Raw genomic sequence first — 2,851 nt, forward strand, 5'->3', positions numbered from 1 at the left:
AGGGGGCGGCGTGCGCGGTGGGGGTGGCGAGCAGCGGTAGGGCAGCCAACGCGGCGCCGGAAGCGAGGAGTTGCCGTCGATCCATGGGTAACGCCCTCTCGGGTGTGGGGGGTTCCCATGGTGCAGGTCTAGACCAACGGTGTCCATGGTCCGGTCGGCGCACGGCCGGTTCCGGATCAGGGCGCCACGACTCCCTCACCGGCTCCCGGGCTCCAGCCGGTCTCGGCCGCCCACCGCTCGGCCCCGGCCATCAGGATGTCGGTGGCCGGGGCCTTGATCCGCCCGTAGTCCAGGAGGTCGGGCACGCTCGCCGCCAGCCTCCGCTTGAACGCGCCCCAGGCGCGGCGGGCGGGCTCGGCGGCGCGCAGATAGTCCCGGAACAGCAGCGCGTAGCGGGCGTTGGGCCCTCCGTTCTCCCGGAGGTGGACATTGCACGCGCGGGCGCCGGGCGGCGGCGCGAAGACCAGCTTGCGGCAGACCGTGCCGCCCACGGTCTCGGAGCGGTTCCACGGCTCGGGGCGGCAGCGGAACCCGATCGCGGCCAGCAGGGCGACCTCGCGCGCCTCGTCGAGCGCGTTCATGCGCACCTGCACGTCGAGGCAGTCCTTGGCGGGCAGGCCGGGCACCGAGGTGGACCCCACATGGTCGACGGCGACGGGCAGTTCGCCCAGCGCGCGGCGGAGCAGCCCGGCCAGCAGCGTGAACTCCTCTGCCCACGTGGCGCGGTGGTCCACCACGGCGACGGGACGGCGTTCATCAGGAAACGGCATGCTGCCGCACGCTACCCCTGGCGCGGCGCGCGGTGTTCCTCGCGCGCCGCGCGGTCCCGGGCCACGCCGTGGCGGCGGGCCCGGTAGCAGTGGGTGACATAGGGCATCTCGATCACGTCGCGCCCGGCCAGGGCGGGGTGGTGGGCGGCGAGGTCCGCCACCTCCCTGAGCAGCGTGGTCCGTTCGTCGTCGGCCATCGCGATCACATAGCTGCGGGAGGCGACGAGGTCGGCCAGCCGCGCGGCATCCACCGCGTAGCGCCACTCCACCGTGTGCGCCTCGGCCGGGCCGTAGAGGTCGGGGCGGTCGCCGAGGGCGGCGGCGGTGGCGTGGCCGGCCGGGGGCGGTCCACCGGGGTGGAGGAGGCGGCCGAGCCGCGCCGTCCAGTCCTCGCGGTCGTCGCGAACGTTCCACACCAGGCCCAGGGTTCCGCCGGGGGCCAGCACGCGGGCGGTCTCCGGGAGCGCCCGCTCGGGGTCGACCCAGTGCCATGCCTGGGCCATCAGCACCACGTCCACGCTGCCCTCGCACAGCGGGATCGACTCGGCGACGCCCGCGAGGACGCGGGCGCCCGGCGCCCGACTCGTCAGCAGCTCGCGCATGCCGTCCGAGGGCTCCACCGCCGTGACATCTCGTTCGCGGTCCGTCAGCAGCCGCGTCAGCTTCCCGGTGCCGGCGCCGAGATCGAGGACGCGGGGGCCCGTTTCGGCCAGCAGCCAGTCCACCGCGGCGGCCGGGTAGGACGGCCTTCCCCGTTCGTATGCGTCCGCGACGGCGCCGAAGGTGATCATGGCGGCCACCCTAGCCAGCCCCATGACGACCGACGTAATCGGATTTAAATATTGACGAAGTTAATTAATCCTCCTACGGTGCACGCCATGCAGGCTCAGCTCCACGGCAGGGCTCCGATCACCACGCCCGCGACGGCCCTGGTGTTCACCACCGTTCTGACGAGGGGTCCGATCTCCCGGCTCGATGTCGCCCGGGTGACCGGGCTCTCCTCGGCGGCCGTGACCAAGGCCGCGCGGCCGTTCATCGAGGCCGGGTACCTCCAGGAGTTGGCGCCCGTGGGGCGTGCGGCGGGCGCCGGACGTCCCGTCGTTCCGCTCAGCGTCCGCGCCGACCGGGAGTTCTTCTTCGGGGTCAAGGTCACCGGGGACGAACTGATCGGCGTGCTCACCGACCTGAGGGCCCGGGTGCGGCACCGCGCCACCCGGCGCCTGGCCACCCACGCCGTTCCCGAGACCGTCGCCGCCCTGGCCGGGCTCCTGCGTGAACTCCGCGACGCCGAACCGGAGTCGGGCCGCCGCGCCCATCGCGTCGGCGTGGCCGTCTCGGGCGACATCGACCGCGCGGGCGGCACCGTGCGCTACTGCCCGTTCCTCGGCTGGCGCGACGTCCCGCTCGCCGCCCTGCTCGGCGCCGCCACCGGACTGGCCGTCACGGTGGAGAACGACGTCAAGTCCCTCGCCGTCGCCGAGTACCTGTTCGGCCAGGGCGTGGGCTCGACCGACTTCGCCCTCGTCACCGTCGGCGCCGGGATCGGCTGCGCCCTCGTCGTCGGCGGCGCGCTGGTGGCGGGCGCGCACGGCGTGGCGGGCGAGATCGGTCATGTGCCGGTCGAGGGCGAGGGACCGCCCTGCCACTGCGGCGGCACCGGCTGCGTGGAGGCCATCGCCTCCACCCGCGCCATCGTCGCCGCCGCCCGCGAGGCCACCGGCGACCCCGGACTCACCATGGCCGGCGCCGTCGCCCGCGCCCGCGCCGCCGACCCCGCCGTCACCCCCGTCTTCGAACGGGCCGGTCGCGCCATCGGCCGGGGCCTCGCCGCCGTGGCCAACCTCGCGGGCCCGGAGAAGATCCTCGTCTCCGGCGAGGGCGTCGCCGCCTACGACCTGTTCGAGCGGCCGATCCGCGAGGTCTTCGGCCGCCAGGCGTTCGGCGCCGCCGCCGACTGCCCGCTGATCCTCAGCCCGATGCCCTTCGACGAGTGGGCGCGCGGCGCCGCGGCCGTCGCCGTCCAGGACCTCACCGCCAGCACCACCCAGGAAGGAGCCCGACCCCTCGCCGCGCCCGAGCGG

The 2,851-nt window shown here is 74.9% G+C and carries 3 protein-coding genes; 1 reads left to right on the forward strand and 2 read right to left on the reverse strand.

Translation table 11 applies throughout. The annotated features are described in order from the left end of the window. Positions 1-176 precede the first annotated feature (176 nt). Both ADY01_RS34605 and ADY01_RS34610 read right to left on the reverse strand, forming a co-directional pair. Positions 177-770, reverse strand: coding sequence for a GrpB family protein (locus tag ADY01_RS34605; protein WP_049580750.1), 594 nt, complete (start codon positions 768-770; stop codon positions 177-179). Positions 771-781: 11 nt separating this feature from the next. Continuing rightward, positions 782-1,561 (reverse strand): class I SAM-dependent methyltransferase, encoded by a 780-nt coding sequence (locus ADY01_RS34610; protein WP_199826389.1) that lies wholly within the window; start codon positions 1,559-1,561, stop codon positions 782-784. 87 nt (positions 1,562-1,648) lie between these two features. Between ADY01_RS34610 and ADY01_RS34615 the strand changes: the two genes are divergently transcribed. Continuing rightward, on the forward strand, positions 1,649-2,851 hold a 1,203-nt coding region (locus ADY01_RS34615; protein WP_063784472.1), incomplete at its 3' end, for an ROK family protein.

The organism is Streptomyces sp. SBT349 (assembly GCF_001083795.1).
In the GTDB taxonomy this organism is placed as follows: domain Bacteria; phylum Actinomycetota; class Actinomycetes; order Streptomycetales; family Streptomycetaceae; genus Streptomyces.